Below are 19,462 nucleotides of genomic sequence, written 5' to 3'. Positions count from 1 at the left end.
GTTAACGAAAATTATCCGGCAGAATTTAATCTTGTGCTGCACGAGTCAGCCTATGTCTATATAACCATCAGTCCGTGACTGGTGCGCATCATAAAGTAAGCAGATGAATTGCGCAATTTTTATACAGCACTCATGACTGATTAAAGCGAAACAGCGGTAACAGGAAACGTTGCGACTGTTCAACGATGGCTTCCATTGTCTCTGGTGTTAATTGCCGCCAGAGCCGTTGATACCAGATATCATCACCTTCTCCACGCACCATCATGTTGCCTTCGTAAGCCTGAAGGAATTTCGTACGGGCTTTCTGCAACGTGGAATCGTCATCCAGCATGGCATCGTTTTGCGCGTCATAACAGGTTTTTAGCCACGCGCCGCCACTTTCAGGTAACACCAGCAGCGGCGTGGACATCCCTTCACGATACCCCTCAATCAGTTCTGAGAGGTAATGTAAAGCCTGTTCGGCTGCAAGCGGCGGAAAACGCCACTCGCCGTCTTTGCGTAGAAAAAGGCGACTTTCACCATTACCACCGCTGGCACAGTAGACAAGGTGTTCCAGCCAAAGTTGCATTCCCTGCGCCACACTTAATAAAGAGGGACGCCAGCGTAACAGGCCATCCGGCTGCACCTGCGGCAACCAACCCGTTATTTGCACACCGTTGCAGGCGAGATCAATTTCCATACTTTGCCCCGGTTGGCGACAGGCAATGACTCTGTCGGCAAGCTGCTGCATCTCCTGACACTGTGTTTCCCAGAAAATTTCACCAAAAGCGCCATACGGTAAATCCCCTGCCGCCCGGAAGCGACGGAACAAGCGATCGGCATCATCTTGCTCGACCAGAGCATTCAATAACTGCTGGTTGATTTGATAACGACTAAGCCCTTCAAGAATAAATGGCTCGGTGTCGGGGATTTCGCTGTCTTCGGTACGGAAGTTCACCTGCAAACGCATCTGGAAAAATGCCCGCACCGGATGTGCCCAGAATCGTTGTAGCGTTTCCAGCGGCACGGTTTCCGGTAAGGTAAACGGCAGCGGCTGAACAAATTCAGAATGTGCTTTACCAGCCTGGCTGGCCGCAGGTAGCCATTCACGAGCATAACTTTGTCGTTCGCCTGGCTGGTAGTTTTGCGGATCAAACGGCATTCGGGTATGGAGGCAAGTAAGATGCGCTTTTACCCTTGCCTCGCTTTCATCACAGTTGAGCGCTTCATCGCCCGGTAGATAATGGCTTTGCCCGATGTAGTCGATCAGTTCCTGCACCAGTACCGACGGGAAACGTTCACTGTTATCCTGAATGGAACGCCCGATATAGCTGATATAGAGTTTTTGCTGCGCGGAAATTAACGCTTCCAGGAACAGATAGCGGTCGTCATCGCGACGGCTACGGTCGCCACGCTTCGGTTTCTGACTCATCAGGTCAAAGCCCAATGGCGCAAGCTGGCGTGGGTAAACGCCGTCGTTCATTCCCAGCAGGCACACCACTCTGAATGGGATGGAACGCATTGGCATCAGAGTACAAATGTTAACCGGCCCGGCGAGAAAACGCTGGCTGATACGTTCCTGATCCAGACGTTGTGCCAGTTCATCACGCAATAGTGACAACGGCACCGCGTCGCCATACTGCGCACCTAAACCTTCGGCGATAATCGCCTGCCATTGTTGTTCGATCAGCGTCATCGCCGCTTCGGTTTCCGCATCCGGCAGGAAGAAGGCGTTGAGCATATCGCGACAAACCGGCAACCACTCTTCCAGCGGACGCTCCTGCGCCAGCCCGCGACGCCAGATGTTTAGCTGCATTAGCAGTGAAGCCAGATGCCCCACCAGTTCTGCAATTAAGCCGCTCGATTCATCATAAGGTAGAACCGATTGCCACTCGCCCTGCGCGCTTTCCATCGCGTAGCCCAGCAACATGCGCGTCAGGCCAAACCGCCAGGTGTGTTGACCGGTGGCGGGGAGTTCCAGCTCGCGAACGTTATCGTCATCTATCCCCCAACGAATTCCGGACTCGTTGACCCACTGACGTAAATAACGCAGCCCTTCTTCGGTGATGTCAAACCGCGCCGCCAGCACCGGCACATCCAGTAATGCCAGCACGTCTTCCGACACAAATCGGCTGTCTGGCAACGATAACAGGCTGATAAACGCTTCAAGTACCGGATGCGACTGCCGCGCCCGACGGTCGGAAATGGCGTAAGGCAGGTAACGATCCGCAGGTGCGCTACCAAACACAGCCTGAATAAACGGACTGTAGCTGTCGATGTCGGCCACCATCACGATGATGTCGCGCGGAGTAAGTGTCGGGTCTTCCTCCAGCATCGCCAGCAAGCGATCGTGTAAAACTTCAACTTCACGCTGCGGGCTATGGCAAACGTGGAAGGTGATACTGCTATCCAGTGGATCAAGAGGGCGTTTGTTATCGCTACGGGAAAACTCTTCGATGTTCACACCCGCAACGGCGCGGTTCTCCAGTTCCAGAATGTCAGACTGAATGTTATGCAGCAGGTTATCTGGCGTCACATCGACAAAAGCGTCCAGCTCCTGGCTGCTCTCCAGATCAGAAAGGAGATAAATGTAGTCGCGCCCAAGCTTGCCCCATGAGGCCAGCAGCGGGTTGCCGACATCCTGTTCACCATCGCTGTTAAAGAGCTGCCCGGCATTTTCGCTGTCGCGAAATAGCGGTAATTCGCGATCTTCAAAACTGTGTCGGCGCTGGCGAGTCAGCAGTTTCGCCAGATAAGCAGGATCTTTAATGTCGCCCCAGTAATAACGGCAAGGGTTGGTAAACAGGAGATGGATTTCAATATGTTTACCCAGCGCCTGTAGCGCCTGGAGATAAACAGGCGGTAACGCGGAAATACCGCATATAAAGACGCGCGAAGGTAACCCCGGCGGGCAGGTCGTCGCGGACTCCAGCGTTTCGATAAAGCGCTGATAGAGATTGGCGCGGTGCCAGCGCGGTTGCCCGAGTTGATGGGTATATTCCACCAACGCCTTCCACAACGGCGCTTGCCAGGCCTGTGCTTCTCCCAGCCCTTCAACCAAATGTCCTATTTCCCACTGTGCCAGCCAGTCCGGACGATAGACCAGATACTGGTCAAACAGGTCCGCCGCTTTTGAAGAAAGCTGGAACAGTTTTCGCTTGTCACTATCGTCAGTCAGATAATGCCGCAACAGGGTAAAGTCTTCGCGCTCCAACAGTTGCGGCAGCAGAGTCATCAGTTTCCAGCTCATGCTCTGTTTGTTAAAGGCGCTCTCTTTGGGGATCTCCGGTAACACCCGGACGAACATATCCCAGATAAAGCTCGCTGGCAGCGGAAAATCAATGTTTGCCGCAATACCAAACTTTTGCGACAGGGTCATTTGCAGCCACTGCGCCATACCGGTACTTTGCACCAGAATCATCTCTGGTTCGAAAGGATCGTCCAGCCGTTCGCGTTCGACAATAAACTCCATCAACGCTTCCAGCACGTCCAGACGATTGGAATGGTAGACCCTTAACATAGCGGCTCCTGACTACTGACGATTCGGGCAATGCAGGCGGGTCATCTCGCCTTCTCTGCCCCCGGGTGAAACTAGCGTAACGCTGATGCTGACACATCCCGCCTGCGATGTCTGCATTCGGTTGACCTGCCAGTTGGCAGGTGGCGAAATCGCACGCAGTTGCGTTTGCTGCCAGCCATGCCGCCAGAGCTGTTGGTACTGGTTTCTGCTGGCAAGACTGTTCATTAATGTTCGCTTGAAACCCGATAACGCAGTGACAATCATCACCATCAACACCATCGCCAACATTACCTCCGGCAGGCTAAAGCCTTGTTGATTCTTCAGGGAAGTTGACATAACGCCCTCTCTTTCAGCGGACAAAAATCGCTCCAGCCGCGTGGCGAAAAAACAATGTTTCCATCGATGACTTCGCCTGTTCGCCACAACGAAACGCCTTCATAACCGGCAATCAATAAGGCTTCATTATCTGCCAATAAACGCAGACAAACCCGGGCACCGGTGGCTGCGTACAGTAAGCACTGAACTGCGGGCTGCGTCTGCCAGGAGTGCATTTTTCCCCACTCCAGCGTCGACTGAACGATGGCCTGGCGGCGCAATGACTGACTTTCCATGCTCACGCGAGAGGCAAAACTGCGATCCTGCTGACTCATTCCTTGCAATAGCAAGCTACCCAAAATCAGCAGCATAAGGACCAGAGCCAGTGACGAAACACCCTTTTCGCGGTTCACAGGTTGAATCCTGTCACGCTATAGCTGGCATCCACCACGGTTTGCGGTTCAGACTTACTGGCAGCATGCATATTAACCGTCAACACCGGCGAGAAACCGCTGACATCCTGTCGGGTAACCTGAAAAGTGTCGATAATGATGGCATCCGGATTAGTGACTTTATCCCAGCCCTTACCTTCACAGGATGTCGCACCGCGTAGCGTTTCCAGCACATGCTCCTTCAGACGAAATCCAATCTGGTCGGACTCTTTTACCGGTTCGCGATCCCAGATACCGTTACTGTTCGCATCCCACTGCACAATGATACAGTCCCCCTGTCCGACAATTTCCAGCCCTTCGCCGGTACAGCTGCCATGACAATAACCCGCCCTCTGGAGATGCTTCGCGACGGTAAAGACCCGCAGCCAGATTTCATCTTCCAGCGCCAGCTTACGGGTGCTCGTTAAACTTTCACGCTGTAACGCAGGCAGAAAGCGTGCTGCCCCCAGCAACAATACGCTACTGATCGCCATAGCAATCAACACTTCCAGAAGAGAAAAACCTAGCTCTTTTACAGGCATGCTTCTGTTTCTCCTTGCTGACAAAGCCGGAGTCTTCCCCACGGCGAAACCACCAGCCACCACTCGCCCGTTGAGTTTTTAAAGCGAATATGCCCGGCCCATGCGGTATTGCGCAGGCCAAAGAAAGCAAGCGAAGGTGTCAGGTCGCTCATTTCGACTTCGGGCCAGCGTGGCACAAAGACCAATGGTGAACTGCCATGACAGGTATTGGCCCCAGCCGCGGAACTCACAAGGCACCATAACGCCCCCTCCCTGATAACGCTGATACTGTGGTCGCGGTTATGCCAGTTGGCATCTTCACGTAAATAGAGCAAATAGTCCCGCGCCTGGCTGGCGGTTTGCCATAGCCGTTGCGACTGCTGCCAGTATTGCCAGCCATAGAGTCCACTTGCGCTTAGCATGACCAGAATCAGCATCGCGACCAGCGTTTCAATCAGCGTATAACCACGTTGTGTTTTCATGCCGGCAGTATGGAGCGAGGAGAAAAAAAGACGAGGGCCAGTTTCTATTTCTTCGGCGCATCTTCCGGACTATTTACGCCGTTGCAGGAGGTTGCAAAATTTCGGGAAGGCGTCGCGAAGAATTTAACGGAGGGTAAAAAAAACCGACGCACACTGGCGTCGGCTCTGGCAGGATGTTTCGTAATTAGATAGCCACCGGCGCTTTAATGCCCGGATGCGGATCGTAGCCTTCAATCTCAAAGTCTTCGAAACGGTAGTCGAAGATGGATTCAGGTTTACGTTTGATAATCAGCTTCGGCAGCGGGCGCGGTTCACGGCTTAATTGCAAATGGGTTTGATCCATATGGTTGCTGTACAGGTGCGTGTCGCCACCGGTCCAGACAAAATCACCCACTTCCAGATCGCACTGCTGCGCCATCATATGCACCAGTAACGCGTAGCTGGCAATGTTGAACGGCAGGCCGAGGAAGACGTCACAGGAGCGCTGATAAAGCTGGCAAGAGAGTTTGCCGTCTGCCACATAGAACTGGAAGAATGCATGGCACGGTGCCAGCGCCATTTTATCCAGTTCACCAACGTTCCACGCTGAAACAATAATGCGGCGGGAATCCGGGTCGTTTTTCAGCTGGTTCAGTACCGTAGTGATCTGGTCAATATGACGACCATCTGGCGTTGGCCAGGCACGCCACTGTTTACCATACACCGGACCGAGGTCGCCGTTTTCATCGGCCCATTCGTCCCAGATGGTGACATTGTTTTCGTGTAGATAAGCAATGTTAGTATCGCCCTGCAGGAACCACAGCAGTTCGTGGATGATGGAACGCAGGTGGCAACGTTTGGTTGTCACCAGCGGGAATCCATCCTGCAGGTTAAAACGCATCTGATGACCAAAAATGGAAAGCGTTCCGGTTCCGGTACGGTCGTTTTTCTGTGTGCCTTCGTCGAGCACTTTTTGCATCAGTTCTAAATACTGTTTCATGGTTCCTCAGGAAACGTGTTGCTGTGGGCTGCGACGATATGCCCAGACCATCATGATCACACCCGCGACAATCATCGGGATGGAAAGAATTTGTCCCATGCTGATGTACTGCACCCAGGCACCGGTAAACTGCGCGTCGGGCTGGCGGAAAAACTCAACAATGATGCGAAACGCGCCGTAGCCAATCAGGAACAAACCTGAGACAGCTCCCATTGGGCGCGGTTTACGAATATACAGGTTGAGGATAATAAACAGCACCACACCTTCCAGCAGCAGCTCGTAAAGCTGTGATGGGTGGCGCGGCAGCACACCGTAAGTGTCGAAAATGGATTGCCACTGCGGGTTGGTTTGCAGCAGCAAAATATCTTCTGTACGAGAGCCGGGGAACAGCATGGCAAACGGGAAGTTCGGGTCAACGCGGCCCCACAATTCACCGTTAATAAAGTTGCCCAGACGCCCGGCACCAAGACCAAACGGAATGAGTGGTGCGATAAAATCAGAAACCTGGAAGAAGGAACGTTTAGTACGGCGGGCGAAGATAATCATCACCACGATAACGCCAATCAGGCCGCCGTGGAAGGACATGCCGCCGTCCCAGACACGGAAAAGATACAGCGGATCGGCCATAAACTGCGGGAAGTTGTAGAACAGAACATAACCAATACGTCCACCGAGGAAGACGCCGAGGAAGCCCGCATAGAGTAAGTTTTCAACTTCATTTTTGGTCCAGCCGCTGCCCGGACGATTCGCCCGACGTGTTGCCAGCCACATTGCAAAAATGAAACCCACCAGATACATCAGGCCGTACCAGTGAAGCGCTACGGGTCCTATTGAGAAAATGACCGGATCAAACTCCGGAAAATGCAGATAGCTACTGGTCATCTGTCACCACAAGTTCTTGTTATTTCGCTGAAAGAGAACAGCGATTGAAATGCGCGCCGCAGGTTTCAGGCGCTCCAAAGGTGCGAATAATAGCACAAGGGGACCTGGCTGGTTGCCGGATACCGTTAAAAGATATGTATATGATCCGCGCTATAACCCTCCGCGAATCAACCCGCCCATGCCGCGACGCTCCATAAAGGCTGCAACCTGATGGCGAACTTCGGTCGCCAGTTGCGCTTCCAGACTACGCTGCGCAAGGTTTTCTGCTTCGGCATAATCAATGCGCCGCAGCAGGTATTTTACGCGCGCTACAGAACGTCCGTTCATAGACAGATGGCGATACCCAAGCCCAATGAGGATTGCCACGCACATGGGATCGCCCGCCATTTCACCGCACAAACGGAGATCGATACCATGTATTTCCGCTTCCCGAGCGATCATCGCCAGAGCTCGTAACATTGCAGGATGAAGACTGTCATAAATGTTCGCCACCCGGGTATTGTTGCGATCAACGGCCAGGATGTATTGAGTCAGATCGTTGGTGCCAACAGAGATAAAATCGACCCGCTTTGCCAGATGCGGCAGCATAAATACCATTGACGGCACTTCAAGCATGATGCCGATACGTGGTTTGGGAATTTCGTAACCGATCATCTCCTCGACTTCACGTCCGGCACGTTCAATCAGGCGGCGTGCTTCGTCAACTTCATCGAGGCTGGTGACCATCGGCAACAGAATATTCAGGTTGCCCGTAGCGGCATTAGCACGCAGCATCGCCCGCACCTGAATCAAGAAGATCTCCGGCTGATCGAGCGTAATGCGAATCCCACGCCAACCCAGGCATGGATTCTCTTCGCTGATCGGCATGTAAGGCAGCTGCTTATCTGCTCCGACATCCAGCGTACGCAAGGTGACGGGTTTATCATTAAACATTTGCAGCATCCCCTGATACTGCGCCACCTGTTCTTCTTCCGATGGAAAACCACTTTGCAGCATGAATGGGATTTCAGTGCGATAAAGTCCTATGCCATCAATACGGCTGCCCAGTTTTTGTTCATGTTCCGGGCTTAAACCGGCATTGAGCATGACTTTAATGCGTTCGCCACTTTTTAACTGGGCGGGTAAATTGACGTCATCTTCCGCCAGACGGCTAAGCTCGATCTCTTCACTAATTAGCCGCTGATATTCTTGCAGCAGTACCGGCTCCGGATCGACCAGCAATTCACCGCGATAACCATCGACGATCAGCGTCCGACGATGCAGTACCGAAGGCTGAATATCCGCGCCCATTACGGTAGGGATCCCCAGCGCACGTACCATGATCGCAGCATGGGAGTTGGCTGCGCCATCTCGCACGACAACACCGACTAAGCGATCCTGGGGCAGCTCAGCAAGCGTTGTCGCTGACAGTTCATCTGCCACCAGAATAAAACGTTCCGGCCAGGCGTTCGGCCCTTGATTAGCGTCATCAAGATGAAACAGCAATCGCTGACCCAGCGCACGTAAATCGCCAGCCCGCTCTTTGAGATAGTTATCGCTTAGCGCGGCAAACTGTTCGGCAAATTTTTCAATGACCGTTTTTACCGCCCACTCTGCCACCGAGCCTTTATCAACCTCGGCAAACAATTCGCGACGCAGCCGGGTGTCCGAAAGCAGGTGCGAGTAAAGATCGAAAATAGCCGCCGTTTCTTTTTGTGCACCGGCGGCAAAGCGTTTGCTGTAGCGGCGAAACTCGTTTGCCGCTTCTTCCAGCGCCCCGGTCAGTCGTTCGCGTTCCAGAGCCGGATCCAGCGTTGATGCCTGATACACCTGTTCCATTAAAGGTAACGTGGCATCCTGCCAGCCTTCGGCAATCGCCACACCAGGCGCTGCCGGTAATGCACGGATTCGCGTCTGGCGATATTGCCCAAACAAGGCAGTCAACTGCGACTGAGAAAGAATCGCTGCCATCTGGGTGGCAAGCGTCACCAGGAAGGATTCTTCACTTTCGTCATACTGGCGCAACTCTCGTTGCTGTACCACCAGTACACCAAGCAACTGGCGACGTTGAATAATTGGTACGCCTAAAAACGCGCGGAAACGTTCTTCTTTTACGGAGGGGATGTATTTGAAGCTGGGGTGCTTTTGCGCGTCCGCAAGGTTTATCGGTTCCGCCAGCCTGCCAACCAGGCCGACGATCCCTTCATCAAACGCAAGCGTTACAGTGCGACCGCGTGGTTTTTTCAGCCCCCGGGTCGCCATCAGGTAGTAACAACGTCGGTCATGATCGGCCAGGTAGACCGAACAGACCTCGGTATCCATCGCAAGACAGATGTCGGTAACCAGAATATTTAACGCCTCATTCAGGCGTGGTGCGCTGGCTACCTTTTCGACTATTTCGCGCAGGCGAGTGAGCATAATTGGCGTGACTTAACCTCTTTTACGTCGATAAGCAGATGCGTTTTGTGGTTTTGGCGTATTATCCTGCAGCGCCATCACAACACTCGCGAACTCTTTCATTACCCTACGGTAGACATCACGTTTAAATGACACCACCTGTCTGACCGGATACCAGTAACTTACCCATCTCCAGCCATCAAACTCTGGTGTACTGCTGGTTTGCATATTGATTTCTGCATCGCCGCTCACCAGCTGCAAGAGAAACCATTTTTGTTTTTGGCCGATACAAACCGGCTTCGTGTCCCAACGCACCAAACGTTTCGGTAATTTGTAGCGCAACCAGTTACGCGTTGAAGCAAGGATTCGAACGTCTTTGCGGCTTAATCCTACTTCTTCAAACAATTCACGGTACATCGCCTGCTCTGCGGATTCTCCGGGGTTGATTCCGCCTTGCGGAAATTGCCAGGAGTGCTGACCAAATCGCCGGGCCCACATTACCTGCCCCTGGCGATTACAAATCACGATACCTACGTTTGGGCGGTAGCCATCGTCATCAATCACCGGACTACCTCAAAATAAAGCTTTATATACGAATGATTGTTTCATACTCCATGAAGACGGTAAACCACTCTCTGCAGGGCATTACACACTAATAACAATTGAATAACTCACAGTTATGTGCAGAGTTATAAACAGAGGAAGGGGTGGATAGCCGTTTTTATTCACCTTTTCTGTGGATAGAGTTGTGAAGAACTACGGAATTACTACGGGAAAACCCGGAGCATTCTGAATAAGCCTGATATCGACACTTTAAAATAATCATTATTAGTCAATGCATTACATGTAATTTAAGTAATAAAAAGGAGTAATTCGTGACCCAGGTCACACCTCTCATTTACAGGTTGGCGAAAGATCAACCAACGCCGTATTTATCCACAGAATGTGCCACTAAGTTAAGCACTGAACCACTAAAAACTGGAGTTTCGTCGCACGTCAAGGCTGTAAATGGAAACAGTAGTGGAGGTTTTTCACAGTTATCCCAGCTTTCTGTGGATAACATGGTGTAAGATCCTGTTTATTTTCAGTGACCAGATTTGGAAAACCCGTTGCAGTGTTGCGCAACTCGATTACCGACAATCTAAAAAGCAATATAAATCATAGAATTGAATAACGCATGTGGAAAAAGTTACACTGCGAATATTCGGCAAAGAACAGCTGTTTGTTTTTTAACCAAGGTATCATGACATGTCCCAACCTCGCCCACTGCTTTCTCCTCCCGAAACAGAAGCACAGTTGTTAGCGCAAGCACAGCAACTTTCCGGTTATACACTGGGTGAACTGGCGGCACTTGCTGGGCTGGTGACGCCGGAGAATTTAAAACGCGATAAGGGCTGGATCGGCGTGTTGCTGGAGATCTGGCTAGGTGCCAGTGCAGGGAGTAAACCAGAACAAGATTTTGCTGCTCTGGGTGTGGAACTTAAAACTATTCCTGTGGATAGTCTTGGGCGTCCGCTGGAAACAACATTCGTTTGTGTTGCCCCATTAACGGGCAATAGTGGAGTGACCTGGGAAACCAGCCACGTGCGCCACAAGCTCAAACGCGTGCTGTGGATACCGGTTGAAGGCGAACGTAGCATCCCGCTGGCGCAGCGCCGCGTAGGATCACCATTGCTATGGAGCCCGAATGAAGAGGAAGACCGGCAACTGCGCGAAGACTGGGAAGAATTAATGGATATGATTGTTCTCGGTCAGGTTGAGCGGATCACCGCTCGTCACGGGGAGTATTTACAGATACGCCCGAAAGCAGCGAATGCGAAAGCGCTTACCGAAGCCATTGGTGCCCGGGGCGAACGGATTCTGACGCTGCCGCGTGGCTTTTATTTGAAGAAGAATTTCACCAGTGCGCTGCTGGCCCGTCATTTTCTGATCCAGTAGCCATCGCTTTGACCTGCCGCTTTCCGGGCATATAATTACCGCTTCATTTTTTTGGCAGGGCTTTTTAGATGTTATTTGCATGGATAACCGATCCTAACGCCTGGCTTGCGCTCGGTACGCTGACGCTGCTGGAGATCGTTCTTGGGATCGACAATATTATTTTTCTTTCTCTGGTGGTGGCAAAGCTCCCCACAGCACAACGTGCTCATGCGCGCCGTCTGGGGTTGGCGGGAGCCATGGTTATGCGTCTGGCGCTGCTGGCATCAATCGCCTGGGTAACGCGCCTGACGAATCCACTTTTTACAATATTCAGTCAGGAAATTTCCGCCCGTGATTTGATTCTGCTGCTGGGAGGTCTGTTCCTTATCTGGAAAGCCAGCAAGGAAATCCACGAATCCATTGAAGGTGAAGAAGAAGGGCTGAAAACACGCGTTTCATCATTCCTCGGCGCTATCGTGCAGATTATGCTGCTGGATATCATCTTCAGCCTCGACTCGGTGATTACCGCTGTGGGTCTGTCAGATCACCTGTTTATTATGATGGCAGCCGTGGTGATTGCCGTAGGCGTGATGATGTTCGCTGCACGCTCGATTGGTGATTTTGTCGAACGCCACCCTTCGGTAAAAATGCTGGCACTCTCTTTCCTGATTCTGGTGGGCTTTACCCTGATTCTGGAAAGTTTCGACATCCACGTACCGAAAGGTTACATCTACTTCGCGATGTTCTTCTCTATTGCGGTTGAAAGCCTCAACCTGATTCGCAACAAAAAAAATCCACTTTGATATCCGTACGCTCTCCTGCAGGAGAGCGTACTCACTCCTGTTACCCTCACAGTTTAAGATTTTCCTGCTTTCAAGATATATAACGTCGGTTTATAAAAAGACTATTATCATAGGTGGGCCAAATGAGGATAACCGGATGAAAAAATGGGCAGTAATAATTTCTGCAGTCGGACTGGCGTTTGCTGTATCCGGGTGTTCCAGTGATTACGTCATGGCGACCAAAGATGGCCGTATGATTTTGACCGATGGAAAACCTGAAATTGATGATGATACCGGGCTGGTGAGTTATCACGATCAGCAAGGTAACGCGATGCAAATTAACCGTGATGATGTTTCGCAAATTATTGAACGTTAAAAAATAAGGTCAGCATCCGGCTGGCCTTAAGATTTTTCGCTTTCCCTTTTCCCTTCCCTCTGCCATTTTTATATTCCTTATGTCGTGATTATAAAAAGGAAACGGCTATGCAATATCACCGTATACCCCACAGTTCGCTGGAAGTCAGCACGCTGGGGCTTGGCACGATGACGTTTGGTGAACAGAACAGCGAAGCCGACGCCCACGCACAACTCGACTATGCCGTCGCTCAGGGCATTAACCTTATCGACGTTGCCGAAATGTACCCAGTGCCGCCGCGCCCCGAAACGCAAGGGTTAACCGAAACCTACGTCGGTAACTGGCTGGCAAAACATGGCAGCCGCGAAAAGTTAATTATCGCTTCCAAAGTGAGCGGACCGTCGCGCAATAATGACAAGGGCATCCGCCCGGATCAGGCGCTGGATCGGAAGAATATCCGCGAAGCTCTGCATGACAGCCTCAAGCGCCTGCAGACTGATTACCTCGATCTTTATCAGGTGCACTGGCCGCAGCGCCCAACCAACTGCTTCGGCAAACTCGGTTATAGCTGGACAGATTCTGCCCCTGCGGTTTCGCTGCTGGATACGCTGGACGCACTGGCAGAGTACCAACGCGCGGGAAAAATTCGTTATATCGGCATGTCGAACGAAACTGCATTTGGCGTAATGCGCTACCTGCATCTGGCGGACAAACACGATCTGCCGCGTATTGTCACCATTCAGAACCCCTACAGTCTGTTAAACCGCAGTTTTGAAGTGGGTCTGGCAGAAGTCAGCCAGTATGAAGGGGTCGAGCTGCTGGCCTATTCGTGTCTGGGTTTCGGCACGCTGACCGGGAAATACCTCAACGGTGCAAAACCTGCTGGCGCACGTAATACGCTCTTTAGCCGCTTCACTCGCTATAGCGGTGAGCAAACGCAAAAAGCCGTCGCGGCGTATGTCGATATCGCCAGACGTCATGGCCTGGATCCTGCTCAGATGGCGCTCGCTTTTGTACGCCGTCAACCGTTTGTTGCCAGCACTCTGCTGGGCGCAACCACGATGGAGCAGCTGAAAACTAACGTCGAAAGTTTGCATCTGGAGTTAAGCGAAGACGTATTAGCTGAAATTGAAGCGGTGCATCAGGTTTATACTTATCCGGCACCGTGATCCTTTCGCCTGGTGTTTTGCACCAGGCGTCTCTTTTCCCCACTTTTCAGAATATATTCACTACTTTTCGCCGCATCTTTCCTGACAAAGCGCAATAGACTCTTTTGGTCAACGCCAGCGCGCGTTTCAATGTCTGTGCCCATTGTTAAGGATAACCATGTTGATTTTCAAACCTATTCCCCTCGCCATGTTGCTTACCGGGTGTCTGTCCTCCGCCTGGGGGGCGCAGGTAACCCAACCGTTAACACTTAAAGACGTCACTGTTTATCTGCATGGTGCCAGCCTGCAAGGTGAAGAGATACTCAACTTACCGGCAGGTGAAAGCGAAATTATCTTTACTAATATCGCCAATTCAGTAACCGACGACAGCATCGCCATTTCTATCGATAACGGAGTGACGGTGCTTTCCTCACGTATCGCGCTAATGGAAATACAGCCGAATGCACTGCCGTCAGATATTCAGCAACAGTTAAAAGCAGCAAAGGTGGAACAGGCAAAACTGACCGCCGAGAAAAACAATATCGCGGCTCAAATTAAGGTATTAGAGGCAAATAGCACATTAACAAATAAAAGTGCCGCCGAAGTTGGCAAGTATCTGCAAATGGTGAAAGAGAAAAATGGTGAGTTATTACGAGCCGACAATGAGTTGACGCAGAAACTTGCTGATAACCAGCTTGAAATTGAAAAGTTGGAGCAACGAGAGAGTATGAGTAACGGTGATTCAGAGGCAGCCGATGATCCGCAGGTTATTATCGCTAAGGTCTATGCCCCAAAAGCCGTCACAGCGAAAGCGGTGGTACGTTATATGACCCCTGATGCTACCTGGACGCCGATCTATGATATTCACGCCACTGCCATAAACCAGCCGCTGCGTCTGGTTTACAAGGCTAATATTCGCCAGTATACGGGGTTGCCCTGGAAAGGCGTTAATCTCGTGCTCTCGACCAGTGAACCTGATACTCATCTTACGTTGCCACACCTGGAAACCCTGTATGTGGATGTTCCGGAGTATGGTGGTGTAAGCGGCTCGCTTTCAGCATCACCCGTGATGGAACAGCGTTCGGAATATTCGTCTAACCAGGATGCCTCAGAATTGCAGAAAACCCTGAAGGCAGAGATGCAAAAAACAAGGGGGCGACAAGCCGGGCGCAAGTATGCCGAACAGGCAGTGCCAGCTTCGGCGCGACCAGAAAGTTTCACTGCGCAAAATGTCCGCTATGCGCTTTCGCTGCCGTGGCAAATCGACAGCGATAATACCGCGCGCACGGTGGTCATTAAGGAAGAGTCGGTCAGCGGTAAATATCGCTTCTTTGCTATTCCGAAGATCAGTAATGACGCGTATCTCCAGGTGCAAATTAAAGAGTGGGAACAGTTAAATTTAATCCCCGGCGAAAGTCAGATCTTCTTTGGTAACAACCGTACCGGCGTGGGCTATTTGCAGCCGCCAGAAGATGGTAAGTCGCTGGATATTCAGCTTAACCGCGATCCTAAGCTGATTATTCAGCGTAAAGCCGTACTCAAAAAAGAGAATGCGTTATCTATCTTTAACGACAGCGCGGTACGCAACTTCAGTTACACCCTCAATGTAAAGAACAGCTACGGCGAAGCGGTGGATATCACTCTACTCGACCAGATCCCAGTCAGTGCTAACAGTGATATTACGGTGGAAAAAATGCAATATGGCCAGGCACAGTTTGATGCGAAAACGGGTGAACTGTCCTGGACGCTGAAACTGTCAGGCAAAGAGAACGTGAGTCTGCCATTCTCATACAGCGTGAAGTATCCGAAAGGTATGCACCCTTCGGGAATGTGATCTTCACCAGATGGCTGAATATGCCATCTGGTGAAAGCTTAATGACGGCGCTGCCAGATCCACAGCGCCGTTATTGCCAGCGCAAATAGCGCACCGAAGCCAATGCCAATGGGCACGACCGGGATGCCTACCATTACCGCCAGCGAGTAAATGCCCAGCATCAACAACATGGCGCTGTTTTCGCCAAGGTTTTGTACTGCAATCGCATTCCCCGCCCCGACGCTTTTTTTACCCCGCTCCTGTAGCAACGCATTGAGCGGAACGACAAAAAAGCCTCCCAGCACGCCAATCAGCATCAACAAGGCATAGGCTGGCAGCAGCTCGTGTTGCAGGGAGAAAATCAGTACCACCACGCCAATCAAAATCCCGGCTGGCATACAGCGTGACACGGTTTCCAGCGTAACTAACTTCGCTGCCGCACCTGCACCAACCACGATACCAATCGCTACCATCGCGTTGAGATAGGTGGGCGTAGCGTTATCGGTAATACCCAGCGCCACCGGTACCCACAGCACCAACAGGAAACGCAGCGTGACACCCGCTCCCCAGAATAAACTGGTACCCACCAGCGAAAAACGCGTTTCACCATTGCGCCATAGCGATGTGCAGGCATTCAGGAAACTGCGGGTCATGCTGATGAGATTCCAGGACTGCCCCGGACGCGCCACCGCCAGTTTAGGAATGTAGATATTGGCAACGACCGCACCACCGTAGGCCAGTGCGCATGCGGCCAGGGCGACCAGGACATGCCAGTCAGCCAGAACACCACCAGCTACGGAACCGAGCAAAATCGCCGCTATGGTAGACGCTTCCATTAAACCGTTAGCTTTTACTAACTTACTACCCGTGGTTAATTCGCCGAGAATACCGTATTTCGCCGGTGAATAGGCTGCAGCACCAACACCCACCAGCGTATAGCCGAGAAACGGATTGATACCAAAGCAGATACTGGCTGCGCCCAGTAGCTTCAGGCCGTTGGCAAACATCATCACCCGGCCTTTGGCGAAGCTATCCGCCACCTGCCCGACAAACGGCGCAAACAGAATGTAAGCACCTACAAACACCATTTGCAGGATGGGCTGGCTCCACTCCGGATAGAACTGCGCTTTCAGTAACGCCAGAGTGGCAAACAGTAGCGCATTATCGCCAAACGCAGAGAGAAACTGCGCCACGATAACCGCTTTCATCCCCTTCGACCACAACGAAGTGTTAGTGTGCACTGACTCACTCATCGTGTTGTTCCGCTTCGTCTACCCAGCTTTTCAACGTGACAAAGTCAGGTTTGCCGCTGCCAAGTAATGGCATCTGTTTCAGATAGCGAATATCGCGCGGTACAGCAAGCTCCGGCACGCCGTGCTCGCGGGCATACTGTTGTAACTTATCGCGCGTCAGTTCGTTATCTGTGGTGAAAAGCACCAGTGCCTCGCCTTTGCTGGCATCGCTCTTAATCGCAGTGGCATGGACTTTATCTGGCGAAACACCAAGTGCCAGTTGTTCCACCATTTCCAGCGACACCATTTCGCCTGCAATTTTGGCAAAGCGTTTTGCGCGGCCCTGAATCTGCACAAAGCCCTGCTCGTCAAAACGCACAATATCGCCAGTGTCATACCAGCCGCGCTCAATTTCGCCGCGAACATTCTCGGCGGTGGGCACTTCCAGTACACCAGGCTTCTCCACCCGCAGATAGCCGTTCATTATGTTCGGCCCTTTCAGTTGCAGGCGTCCGCCCTCTTCGATACCAGGAACCGACAACAGGCGCGCATCCATTCCTGGTAGAATACGCCCTACCGTACCGGGTTTCGCCGCCATCGGTACGTTGATAGAAACGACAGGCGCGCATTCGGTCACACCGTAGCCTTCAAGGATGCGCAGGCCAAATTTATCCTGCCAAAGCTGTTTGGTACTTTCTTGCAATTTCTCTGCGCCTGCCACCACATAGCGTAGACGATAGAAGTCATATGGGTTGGCGAAACGCGCGTAATGACCGAGGAAAGTCGAGGTGCCGAACAATACGGTGCAACTGCGGTCATACACCAGCTCCGGCACAATGCGGTAATGCAGCGGGCTTGGATAAAGAAACACTTCTGCGCCTGTGAGCAGTGGCGTAAACAGGCCTACTGTCAAACCAAAGGAGTGAAACAGCGGTAACGCCGACATAAAGCGATCGTTGGTGGTGAAGTCGGCAATCGTTTTAATTTGCTCGACGTTCGCCAGAATGCTTTTATGGCTATGGACGACGCCTTTCGGATGGCCTTCAGAACCGGAGGTAAAGAGGATCAGCGCCTCTTCTTCCGGCTGCTGTTTTACCTGTGCCAGACGCGGCATCAACAGATGGGCAAAGATCCATATTTTGTCAGCAGTGGTGACATCTGCTTTTAAATCTTCCAGATAGACCCAGCGCACCTGAGTAAGTTGCTCCGGCAGATGCCAGAGTTTGCCTTTATCGAGAAACTGGCGGGAAGTGAAGATGGTTTTGATTTCAGCCGCCGTAATAGCGCTGGTCAGCCCTTTTACCCCGGCGGTGTAGTTCATCATTGCGGGAATGCGGCGACGGGCGATGGCCCCAAAAATCACTGCCGCACTGATGCCTGCATTGGGCAGCATTAAGCCGATGCGTTCGCCTTCAACACTGTATTTTTCAAGGATGCGTCCAACAAACAGCGTTTTCGTAAGCAATTTGCGATAGGAGTCCGGGGTAAAGTTGACGTCTTCGACACATTTCTTCCCGGCTCCGAAGCGATACATTGCGCTCAGTAAAGATTCGTACAGCGTTTCACGCGGGCGCACCGCCATACGCGCTTCCATCATTATTTGATGCAGCATTTCGCCAGCGATTTTGCGACGGTCACGGGCACGCGGCGCATCCGGCATCTCCACCTGCGTTGGTGGCAAAATATGCAGAGTAATTTGCGGAAACAAGCGACGTTTAACCAGACCTTTCAGGCGGCTGAAGTGCGTAAGTTCCGCCCCTTCAATACGCACAGGAATAACCGTTGCACCAGACTTCGCCGCGACAAATCCCGCGCCATCGTAGATTTTCATCAGCGAGCCAGTGGTGGTGATGCGTCCTTCAGGGAAAATCACCACTGGTCGGCCCTGTTCCACCAGACGTACCAGATGTTTAATCGCCATAGGTTGCGTCGGGTCGAGAGGAACAAAGTCGATAAATGATTTCAGCCAACGCATATACCACTGTTGGCTTATTGAGGTGTAAACGGCAAATACCGGACGTACGGGTAAAAACAATGCCAGCAGTATGCCATCAATAAAAGAAACGTGATTAGGCGTAATTAGAACGCGCTCGCCCTTCAGTGCCTTGGTGTCACCCGTAACGCGAACGCGATACAAAACACGGCACAAATTTCGAAAAAAGCTAAAAAGCATTCCAACTCCCTTTGCTCTGATTCAGTAAAAGCGAATGGAGGGAGATTACACGAGATAAAGAACGCGAGCGACAGTAAATTAGGTGCGAAAAAAAACCTGCGCATCCGCGCAGGTTGGTGCAAGAGACAGGGTACGAAGAGCGTACCGAATAATCTCACCAATCAATACCTCTGGGATCTTGATTGTGGTCTGCACGACGACTCTTCGCCAGCGAGAAAACGCAAAGGAATGAAGGGAAATGCAACGAGGTGTGTAAATTGTCGGTTACTGTTACAGATTGATGACCGGCAAAAAAAAACCTGCGCATCTGCGCAGGCTGGTGTAATTCATGTGCTCAACCCGAAGTTGACTTCACCTATCAATACCTCTGGGATCACCACTTTAGCAACCTGAAGCCAAACGCCACCAGCGGTCAATCGCAACAGCGTTTCGCAAAGTGTAACCAAAGGTTTGCAATCTCTTTTTTTGTCTTATTTATTTGCGTTTGGCTCACATTCCCACGATGAAAACACGTCGCCACTTGAACCAACAGGTATTTTCCGTAACACTGACAGAAT

Annotated in this window: 17 protein-coding genes; 5 read left to right on the top strand and 12 right to left on the bottom strand. The window is 51.6% G+C overall.

The genetic code is table 11. The features are described from left to right. Window positions 1-130: 130 nt before the first annotated feature. The 10 genes from recC to ygdT all read right to left on the bottom strand — a co-directional run bounded on the left by recC (window position 131) and on the right by ygdT (window position 10,548). Window positions 131-3,499 carry an exodeoxyribonuclease V subunit gamma gene (recC, locus tag FQ015_RS01110; RefSeq protein ID WP_160523603.1) on the bottom strand — a complete coding sequence of 1,123 codons (3,369 nt, stop codon included), beginning with the start codon at window positions 3,497-3,499 and terminating at the stop codon, window positions 131-133. Between the two features lie 12 nt (window positions 3,500-3,511). Further along, complete coding sequence (locus FQ015_RS01105) at window positions 3,512-3,835, bottom strand: prepilin-type N-terminal cleavage/methylation domain-containing protein (RefSeq protein ID WP_160523602.1); 324 nt, start codon at window positions 3,833-3,835, stop codon at window positions 3,512-3,514. Next, window positions 3,820-4,227, bottom strand: coding sequence for a DUF2509 family protein (locus tag FQ015_RS01100; RefSeq protein WP_039020549.1), 408 nt, complete (start codon window positions 4,225-4,227; stop codon window positions 3,820-3,822). Before FQ015_RS01100 ends, FQ015_RS01105 begins: the two co-directional genes overlap by 16 nt. After that, window positions 4,224-4,787 carry a prepilin peptidase-dependent protein gene (locus tag FQ015_RS01095; RefSeq protein WP_039020550.1) on the bottom strand — a complete coding sequence of 188 codons (564 nt, stop codon included), beginning with the start codon at window positions 4,785-4,787 and terminating at the stop codon, window positions 4,224-4,226. The genes FQ015_RS01100 and FQ015_RS01095 overlap by 4 nt, the downstream gene beginning before the upstream one ends. Next, window positions 4,778-5,248 carry a prepilin peptidase-dependent protein gene (locus FQ015_RS01090; RefSeq protein ID WP_039020551.1) on the bottom strand — a complete coding sequence of 157 codons (471 nt, stop codon included), beginning with the start codon at window positions 5,246-5,248 and terminating at the stop codon, window positions 4,778-4,780. Before FQ015_RS01090 ends, FQ015_RS01095 begins: the two co-directional genes overlap by 10 nt. 184 nt (window positions 5,249-5,432) lie before the next feature. Further along, the gene (thyA, locus tag FQ015_RS01085) at window positions 5,433-6,227 is read right to left on the bottom strand and encodes a thymidylate synthase (RefSeq protein WP_000816232.1); all 795 of its coding nucleotides are present in this window, start codon (window positions 6,225-6,227) and stop codon (window positions 5,433-5,435) included. 6 nt (window positions 6,228-6,233) lie between these two features. Further along, window positions 6,234-7,109, bottom strand: a complete 876-nt coding sequence (lgt, locus tag FQ015_RS01080) for a prolipoprotein diacylglyceryl transferase (RefSeq protein ID WP_000204658.1) — start codon at window positions 7,107-7,109, stop codon at window positions 6,234-6,236. Window positions 7,110-7,259: 150 nt separating this feature from the next. Then, window positions 7,260-9,506, bottom strand: a complete 2,247-nt coding sequence (gene ptsP / locus FQ015_RS01075) for a phosphoenolpyruvate--protein phosphotransferase (protein ID WP_000957918.1) — start codon at window positions 9,504-9,506, stop codon at window positions 7,260-7,262. Window positions 9,507-9,518: 12 nt separating this feature from the next. Further along, entirely contained in the window at window positions 9,519-10,049 is a 531-nt protein-coding gene (gene rppH, locus FQ015_RS01070; RefSeq protein ID WP_000564486.1) for an RNA pyrophosphohydrolase, read from the bottom strand. A 352-nt stretch (window positions 10,050-10,401) separates the two neighbouring features. Then, window positions 10,402-10,548, bottom strand: a complete 147-nt coding sequence (ygdT, locus tag FQ015_RS24480) for a protein YgdT (protein ID WP_269218580.1) — start codon at window positions 10,546-10,548, stop codon at window positions 10,402-10,404. A 185-nt stretch (window positions 10,549-10,733) separates the two neighbouring features. Between ygdT and mutH the strand changes: the two genes are divergently transcribed. The 5 genes from mutH to FQ015_RS01045 all read left to right on the top strand — a co-directional run bounded on the left by mutH (window position 10,734) and on the right by FQ015_RS01045 (window position 15,521). Beyond that, entirely contained in the window at window positions 10,734-11,423 is a 690-nt protein-coding gene (gene mutH, locus FQ015_RS01065; RefSeq protein ID WP_000082180.1) for a DNA mismatch repair endonuclease MutH, read from the top strand. Between the two features lie 68 nt (window positions 11,424-11,491). Continuing rightward, entirely contained in the window at window positions 11,492-12,205 is a 714-nt protein-coding gene (locus tag FQ015_RS01060; RefSeq protein ID WP_000895624.1) for a TerC family protein, read from the top strand. A 136-nt stretch (window positions 12,206-12,341) separates the two neighbouring features. Then, a complete protein-coding gene (gene ygdR / locus FQ015_RS01055; protein ID WP_000758655.1) occupies window positions 12,342-12,560 on the top strand; it encodes a lipoprotein YgdR in 219 nt (72 codons plus the stop codon). Between the two features lie 107 nt (window positions 12,561-12,667). Beyond that, a complete protein-coding gene (locus tag FQ015_RS01050; RefSeq protein ID WP_160523601.1) occupies window positions 12,668-13,708 on the top strand; it encodes an NADP(H)-dependent aldo-keto reductase in 1,041 nt (346 codons plus the stop codon). Window positions 13,709-13,865: 157 nt separating this feature from the next. Beyond that, window positions 13,866-15,521, top strand: coding sequence for a DUF4139 domain-containing protein (locus FQ015_RS01045; RefSeq protein WP_160523600.1), 1,656 nt, complete (start codon window positions 13,866-13,868; stop codon window positions 15,519-15,521). Window positions 15,522-15,559: 38 nt separating this feature from the next. Here the strand turns inward: FQ015_RS01045 and lplT are convergent, their stop codons facing one another. Continuing rightward, window positions 15,560-16,753 (bottom strand): lysophospholipid transporter LplT, encoded by a 1,194-nt coding sequence (lplT, locus tag FQ015_RS01040; protein WP_160523599.1) that lies wholly within the window; start codon window positions 16,751-16,753, stop codon window positions 15,560-15,562. Beyond that, window positions 16,746-18,905, bottom strand: coding sequence for a bifunctional acyl-ACP--phospholipid O-acyltransferase/long-chain-fatty-acid--ACP ligase (aas, locus tag FQ015_RS01035; RefSeq protein WP_160523598.1), 2,160 nt, complete (start codon window positions 18,903-18,905; stop codon window positions 16,746-16,748). The genes lplT and aas overlap by 8 nt, the downstream gene beginning before the upstream one ends. Window positions 18,906-19,462 lie beyond the last annotated feature (557 nt).

Source organism: Escherichia sp. HH26CH (assembly GCF_009820205.1).
In the GTDB taxonomy this organism is placed as follows: Bacteria; Pseudomonadota; Gammaproteobacteria; order Enterobacterales; family Enterobacteriaceae; genus Escherichia; species Escherichia coli_F.
The sequence above is the reverse complement of the archived record's forward strand: the minus strand, read 5'-3'. Positions and strand labels throughout refer to the sequence as shown.